Below are 7,092 nucleotides of genomic sequence, written 5' to 3'. Positions count from 1 at the left end.
CGCAGTTTATATGTTGTAAAGGTATATCAATTTAAGATAAGCCAAGCTCAAGCAGCTTGGCTTTTTTATGCCCTCAGGAATATTGATTCCTTTCAGTTTCGGTTTTTAATTCCATTCAGAATCAATCTTGTGGAGTTTTCTATATTTAAAGAATCAAACAAGATCCAAGAGAAAGTTGTATTCTCGAACTCGATCTGTTAGAGCAACAAGGCCAGGCATACTTTGTCTGGCCTTGTTTATGTCCTAAAGGTATGACGTTAGGCGAAATTGGTCGTTTGAACGCACTGGGAGAAGGTCCATAAGCAGAATGGAGCTTTGTCTTGGGGCTTGTTGAGGATCGATACGACTTGTTTTTAAATAAGGAGTTTGCATTTGGATGGATTAGAAAATGCAAATTGTATTCACGAAGAAGTATTTTATCTCAAGTTTGAAATTGGACGGAACTCCGCCTGTTCCAATTGAAGCTGAGGTCGAGAAGTTAGACAATAAATACCTTCTCAATGTTTTAACGGACGGTATCTATCATTTACTAATTTTGCAGTTAGATCGTTCCTGAGAGGTTTCTTAGGAACGATCTAACGACCAAGCCTTTGTTTCACGGAAGTTTTTTTATCGAAAAATAAAGAATTTCCAAAATTCTGAGGGAATATACATTCTTTTTCGCTCTTAACGGAACCGGAAGAAGTATGGGAAAAAAAGAATACATACTTTCTTCACAGCACGTTCGCTCGCTTTCAAAAAAAGGATCCTTCGAGAGTAAGGCAGAATCCAAAATAAAGCGAGCTTCTTCTTCCGATCTTTGGATTCCAAAACGCTTTGTTCCTACATTAAACAGACGAATTGCAAAATTTGGGTCTCTAAAGAATTTTTTATCCATCATTCTATCGAAGAATCGTTCCAAGTTTCATTCGATGTTTGCGTTTTCAAAAAGTGAAAAGACTATTTATCAAAGTACAAATCTTAATCTGATCCGATTCTCGTTTCGTCCAGATTCTTCAGATTGGGCCGAGCTTAGAGTCGTTGCGAGATATTATGGTCTTTCCATTTGCAATCTTTTTATAATGCTTCTTCAGATTGATGAAGGTCAGTCTCTCGACGACCGTAGTAGATCCATATTCGAGGAGAATAAAGATTTGAGAATCAAAGGAAAAGGAGGCGGAATTTCTTTGATTCAGAGTATTCTTCCTGGAAGAAAGTTTATTTCATTCTCTTTTTTTTCCGAAGGGAATGTAAGGAGAAATTCCATTTTCGATTCTTGAACCTTTACTAAGACGGATCTTCCGAGGGAGTTGGGCTGGTCTTCCGTCCAAAAGGAATCACAGAAAAACATTTCTTAAAAAAAAGAAGTTATCGAGAAATACCCAGTTCAAGCCGAGTGTAAAAAAAAAAATGGAAAAGACGATTTTTTTTCGAAAAACCGCTACCTTTGAAACTCTCTTGGAACCGTAAACGGTATGAGGACAAAAAAAGAAAAACAACCAATCAGACATCTAAGGCTTTTAAAGCCCCATCGTTCTAAAAAAGATCTTTCTTCGGAGAAAGAATCTTTCTTTTTCGAAACCGGAGGATTTCTAAAAAAAATAGGTTCACCTTCGGATTTGAACGTTCCCAAAGAATTGATTCCTTATTTGGAAAAAAGAATTCTCGCCGCAGGTTCGCTAAGAATGCTTCTGAATCAATGTCTTAAGAAAAAAACTCTCTTGGTTTTGATCCAATTTCATTTTCCAAGAAATAAGATCGGTTATCAGAAGCAAAGGCTGAGACTGATCCGATTCTCCTTTCGCCCGTTTGAGGAAGATTGGATCGAACTCAAAAGGTTATCCTTTTTCCATGGAATCTCAATGTGCAGAATGTTCGTAAAACTTTTAGAAATGGATCTTTACCCGGAGTCAAAATTTGCGGAGAATCCCTTCTTAGAGAAATCGGAAGTTCTACTTCCTCCATTTCCCGAATTACGACTTAAAACGGGGACCTAAAAATAAACTTTAGGACTTAAGAAATTCTCGATGAGAGGGGAATTAGAAGAATATTACTTTTCAAATAAAAAGAATCAGAGGGGAACTTCCGCGCCGCTCTTAAGATCTAAATTTGAGAATTTTGTAAATATTTTCTTGAAACTGAAGATTCGAGTCTTAAAGTGTTCGAATCTTAGTCGTTAAGAAAATTTTGGAGTGTAGGATGTTCCGAGAAATGAAAAGAATTATTGCTTTTACTCTTACTTTTGGTTTATTGCTTTTTTCTTCTTCCACTGTTTTTGCAGCAGGGACTTATTCAGAAGGTTGGGCGGTAGTGAGACTCATACAATTTGAGAGCCGTGGGCTTATGTTTGATTCTCACGAAGGTCTTCTTGAATTTACAACCTTTGATAAAGAAGAAAAATGCGACGCTTCGAAAGACGAATGTTTTTCCCCTCTCAAAGAAAAGGTAGAATTTAGTGTTCGCCCGGAGAATGGAGAAGTTGTAAATTTTTTGAATAATAATTTGAATCAAGAGATTCTTGTTCAATATAGAATTCATAGATTTGAACCGATTGCGCTCTCAACGGATTTTGAAGTAATCGGCGCCGTTAAACAACTGCCATCGATTCCAAAAGACGTTTCGGATAAGATCATTGTGGATAAGTCGGGCGCTAAGCGTAATTTCTCTGTTGCTGGAAGAATTCTAAAATTAGAATATCAAGGAACTTTGATCGGAACCTATGAGGGTCTCTATCTGGATGAAGTTCGAGGAAAAGTTCACCCTTTTTCTATCACGAATGAGAATGTCGCTACCTTTGCTTGGGACACGATGAAGTTCGGAGCAAAATACTTTATCGGTGTTTCAGTAGCTTTTGCAACCGGTTGGAGAAAATCCGATTTTGATATTTTCGAAATCAATTATAAATCTCCTGCTGGTGGCGCTTATCCTGAACTGAAGAAGTGATTTCGTTTTAACGAAAGGATTTATTCAGAGAGGACGGAACTCCGCCCTCTCTGAATAAAGAGGACTTTGACGGAAATACTTTTTAGAAGAATTTAACCTTTTTCTTTCTCAAGAGATTTTTCCAGATCAATCAGATCTGTCAGCCATTCCGAAATATTCCCAGCTCTGTCTTTAATTCTCGCTTGAAGTAAAACTCGCCTCTTAAATTTTCCGAAAGCCTTTGGAATTCTTACGAGAATCATTTTCCGATCGGATTCAAATTCAAAAGGATAATTTTCTCCATCTAAGAGGATTTCAGCGCCTCCTCCATAGCCGGAGCCTATATCTGATACGGAATACATTCTTTCTATAAAGGAATCTGGTCGGACCTCCGCCGTAAATCTATGACGGGAGATTAGATAAGGGTGTTCGATCTTTGGTTTTGAACGATCTTCTAAGACCGCAATGATTCCGATCTTATTTAAAACCGCACTCGTTCCTTCTCCGAGAAAAGTTGTCTTAAGGACGCCCCAGCGTTTTGTTCCTTCTTCAAAGAGATAAAGATTTTCCCCTTTTCCCATTCTTCGCCCTTTCCAGAGCAATTTAGCTTCTCCTGACCAACTAATTCCGGTCGATTCGATCTCGATCAAGTCGCTCTTTAGGATTAACCCTTCCGGTAAAAGGTGATCCGGCGGTGTTCCGACCTTCTCAAAGAGAATCTGGCCTTTTCCGAATGTGTTTCCTTTTGGAGTATTCAGTGAAAATCTTTTGTCTTTCGAGAAATACTCGGTCGCGGTAGCTTTTTCGATTCTTCCCTTCGATCCCGTATTTCGAATTCGTAGTTTCAGAGATGAAATATTCTCCTCTTTATCTCCTGCGATGATCTCAAGAGGAATCTCTTCCCCCTCAGGAAAATATCGTAAGTCGATGCTCGATTTTTGATTTGGGAAAAGATTGTATACATAGACAGGGGGATTAAGAGAAGAACGATTAGAATCGTAGATTGATTGGTGCTCCCTTGCTTCCGCATAACTCATCTTTTCAAATTTTCTCTCGTAGAGAGTTTGAAGTCCGGAGAGAAGTTTTGCGAAAAAGACATTATTCTTATTCCTAGAATTCATTCGATCAAAAGCGCCTAACTTGATCCAGACCTCTCCGCCGATCTTGAGAGGTTCGGAATCGTTTGTTTCATAAATTCCGTTTTCTTTTTTTACCAGGGGAATGCGAAACTTCTGTCCGTCGGACGAATCAACGTACAAAACTAACATCTCAGGCGGAGTTCCGTCCTTATCTGTCATTCTAAGATACGCGAGAGGATTGAATGTGTCTCCATTTCCGTGAAGTTCAAAATGTAAATGTGGAACTCCCGTTCCGGATTCTCCAATTCTTGCAAGCGCTTGTCCTTGTTTTATGGAGAATCTCTGATCTGAAAATTTTATTGAGAAAATCCCGTCGCTCAGAAGATGGAGGGCTTGTCTTAGATTCTCCAATTCTTTTTTTGCTCCTTCTAGATTGAAAAGGTGGGCAAACTTTGCTCTTAGACCGGAAGGTGAGCGAACCATCAAATTTAAACCGTATCCACTCGGAGATTCCGAGATCGATTCTACAAAACCGTCGAAAGGTGCGATGGCCGGAAGACCGTTCACATGAAACGTTTTAAAGTCGGCCCCCATGTGCAAATGGTGAACCCTATATTCCGCAAAAGAACCGGAAATCGGAGTTTGAAACTCCATCGGGAACCGGAGCTTTCCCTGAAGTTCGGGAAAGAGCTGAAGTTCTGGTCGGTCCACCGCCCCCAATCCTTCTACGAATAAGAGTAAGATCCATAAGGAGAGACTTTTAAAAACGAGAAATCGATTCATCCTTCCGAGAAACTGGAGCTCAATTCGAAATTTGTAAAGCCGAAAAGCGCTTCCGAAAAATCTCTTGCCCGGAGGTACGACCAAGAAAGATCCTTCTAACTATGTCCTTTGGCCGTCTGGCAGTTTCGATTCTAACAATCCTCTCCCTTTTTAACTGCGCATATTTAACGAGAGAACCAAGAAATCCTCCGAAGATCGACGGGGTTCCGATCCCCGATGACCAGAGAAGAATCTACGTACAAAACTTTAGAAACAATTCTTATGGAATGGGAATCCAAACCCTCCTTACCGAACTCGTTCGATCGGAAATCGATTCGAGAGGAAGGTTTATCCAAACCAGAGAAAAGTCTCTCGCCGCGTATAGACTCTACGGAGAAGTGGTTCATTATCAGCTCGTAGGAAATCTCTTAGACCAGGGAGGACAGTCGATCTCTCGAGAATTGCTCGTGATCGTAAGATTGGAACTCCAGAAAGCCGGAGGACAAAAAATCCTCTTGGAAAGAGAGGAAATTCCTGTTAGAATTATCTTTTCAGATCAAGTTGGATTTCGAGAAAGCGAAAGCCAAGCCCAGTCCCGTCTCCTAAAAATTATGGCAATCCGGATCGCAGAAGAGATGGAAAGAGCCTGGTATTTTTCTATTGCCGGAAAGATTGATCCCTGATAATCTTGACCCGCCCCTTGAGTAATCTCTTTATGAACCGAGAAAAACAAGAAGCCATTCTTAACAAAACCGAACCCGCAGTCCGCATGGAAATGCAGACCTTTTCCGAATACCTTCAGAAAGAAGGACTCAAGATCACCAGTCAAAGGATGTTGGTCGCGGAGAGAATTTTTTCCCTCCACAATCACTTTACCGCAGAGGGGCTCTTGGAAGAATTCAAAGACCAGAGGGACCAGATCTCGAAAGCGACGATCTATAGAATTCTCTCCATCATGGTTTCTGCAGGACTTCTCCAAGAACATAACTTCGGAAAAGATTACAAATATTACGAACACATCATCGGTCACAAACACCACGATCATATCATCTGCACGGTCTGCGGAAAGATTGTAGAATTTGTAGACGAGAGAATCGAACAGCTTCAAGAACAAGCGGCGAAAGACAACGGATTTAGAATCACAGGTCATAGTTTAAACATCTACGGGACTTGTAGCGAACACACTTCCGGTAGATGATTTTTAAAACGACTTCCGAGGATCCAAACACTCGAGCCAGAACTGGGATTCTCGATCTCAACGGAGTGAAGCTAAATACACCCGTCTTTATGCCCGTAGGCACACGCGGTGTCGTCAAAACGCTCGATACGGAAGACCTGGAGGAACTTGAGTATTCTCTAATATTGGGGAATACATATCATCTCTATCTTCGACCGGGAACTTCCGTCTTGGATCGTTTTGGAGGTTTGAAAAAGTTCATGACCTGGAAGGGAGCGCTTCTCACGGATAGCGGAGGATATCAGGTATTTAGCCTCAATTCTCTTTTTAAATATGAAACGGACGGAGTTCGCTTTCAATCCCATATCGACGGAAGTCGCCATTATTTCACACCCGGTTCCGTGATCGATGTTCAGAGGAGCATAGGTTCCGATATCATGATGGTCTTGGATGACTGCGCTCCTTTTGATTCGAGTTCGGAACGTCTGAGACAATCCTTGGACCGAACTCATCGCTGGGCTGAAATGTCAATCGAACACTGGGAGAAGAATAAGAATTCTCAACATCTCTTTGGGATTTTTCAAGGTGGAATCGATCTGGATTTTCGTCTAGAGAGTTTGAAAGCGATCGCCTCATTGCCGTTTGACGGAATTGCGATCGGAGGACTTTCGGTTGGAGAACCGAGAAAGGATTTTATAAGAATCTTAGATGGAATTTCTTCCCACACCGATCGAAGTCGTCCCCTCTATTTGATGGGAGTAGGAACCGTCCCAGATATTTTGGACGGGGTGAAGAATGGAGTCGATATGTTTGACTGCGTACTTCCGACCAGAAACGCAAGAAACGGACAAGTTTTTACTTCTTTAGGAAAGGTCAATCTCAGAAATGAGAAATGGAAGAACTCCGACTCACCGATGGACCCGAATTGTCAGTGTAAAGTTTGCAAGAGATACAGCATCGGCTATATCAGACATCTTCATCACGTTGGAGAAATCACTGCATTTTCTCTTTCAACGTTTCATAATTTATTTTTTATGAAAAACTTTCTCTCCGAGATACAAAAATCCATTCAAGAAGGAGAATTTTTAGAAACCTATGCCAGATGGAAAAATTTGTATGAAAAGCCTGAATTTTCCGGTTGACTATTTAAAGAATCGCCTTTCCTTTAGTAGA

The 7,092-nt window shown here is 40.7% G+C and carries 8 protein-coding genes; 7 read left to right on the top strand and 1 reads right to left on the bottom strand.

Going from position 1 to position 7,092, the window contains the following annotated elements; translation table 11 throughout:
- The 4 genes from JWG44_RS09580 to lsa26 form a co-directional block, all read left to right on the top strand.
- Nucleotides 1-201 (top strand): hypothetical protein (locus tag JWG44_RS09580; RefSeq protein WP_205274728.1); only part of this gene is annotated, 201 nt, incomplete at its 5' end.
- A 485-nt stretch (nucleotides 202-686) separates the two neighbouring features.
- A complete protein-coding gene (locus tag JWG44_RS09575) occupies nucleotides 687-1,259 on the top strand; it encodes a DUF1564 family protein (RefSeq protein WP_205274727.1) in 573 nt (190 codons plus the stop codon).
- A 195-nt stretch (nucleotides 1,260-1,454) separates the two neighbouring features.
- The gene (locus tag JWG44_RS09570) at nucleotides 1,455-1,976 is read left to right on the top strand and encodes a DUF1564 family protein (RefSeq protein ID WP_205274726.1); all 522 of its coding nucleotides are present in this window, start codon (nucleotides 1,455-1,457) and stop codon (nucleotides 1,974-1,976) included.
- A gap of 202 nt (nucleotides 1,977-2,178) precedes the next feature.
- On the top strand, nucleotides 2,179-2,922 hold the full coding sequence (lsa26, locus tag JWG44_RS09565) for a surface adhesion protein Lsa26 (protein ID WP_205274725.1): 744 nt from the start codon (nucleotides 2,179-2,181) through the stop codon (nucleotides 2,920-2,922).
- 92 nt (nucleotides 2,923-3,014) lie between these two features.
- Here the strand turns inward: lsa26 and JWG44_RS09560 are convergent, their stop codons facing one another.
- The gene (locus JWG44_RS09560; RefSeq protein WP_205274724.1) at nucleotides 3,015-4,763 is read right to left on the bottom strand and encodes a M23 family metallopeptidase; all 1,749 of its coding nucleotides are present in this window, start codon (nucleotides 4,761-4,763) and stop codon (nucleotides 3,015-3,017) included.
- A 101-nt stretch (nucleotides 4,764-4,864) separates the two neighbouring features.
- Here JWG44_RS09560 and lptE point away from each other — a divergent pair, with 101 nt between their 5' ends.
- The 3 genes from lptE to tgt are packed head-to-tail and all read left to right on the top strand — an operon-like array spanning nucleotide 4,865 to nucleotide 7,061.
- A complete protein-coding gene (lptE, locus tag JWG44_RS09555; protein WP_232371576.1) occupies nucleotides 4,865-5,425 on the top strand; it encodes an LPS assembly lipoprotein LptE in 561 nt (186 codons plus the stop codon).
- A 32-nt stretch (nucleotides 5,426-5,457) separates the two neighbouring features.
- On the top strand, nucleotides 5,458-5,940 hold the full coding sequence (locus JWG44_RS09550) for a Fur family transcriptional regulator (protein WP_118970913.1): 483 nt from the start codon (nucleotides 5,458-5,460) through the stop codon (nucleotides 5,938-5,940).
- The gene (gene tgt, locus JWG44_RS09545) at nucleotides 5,937-7,061 is read left to right on the top strand and encodes a tRNA guanosine(34) transglycosylase Tgt (RefSeq protein WP_205274723.1); all 1,125 of its coding nucleotides are present in this window, start codon (nucleotides 5,937-5,939) and stop codon (nucleotides 7,059-7,061) included. The genes JWG44_RS09550 and tgt overlap by 4 nt, the downstream gene beginning before the upstream one ends.
- Nucleotides 7,062-7,092: the final 31 nt, after the last annotated feature.

Origin of the sequence: Leptospira ainazelensis, assembly GCF_016918785.1 — a bacterium.
GTDB classification, from domain to species: Bacteria; Spirochaetota; Leptospiria; order Leptospirales; family Leptospiraceae; genus Leptospira; species Leptospira ainazelensis.
The sequence above is the reverse complement of the archived record's forward strand: the minus strand, read 5'-3'. Positions and strand labels throughout refer to the sequence as shown.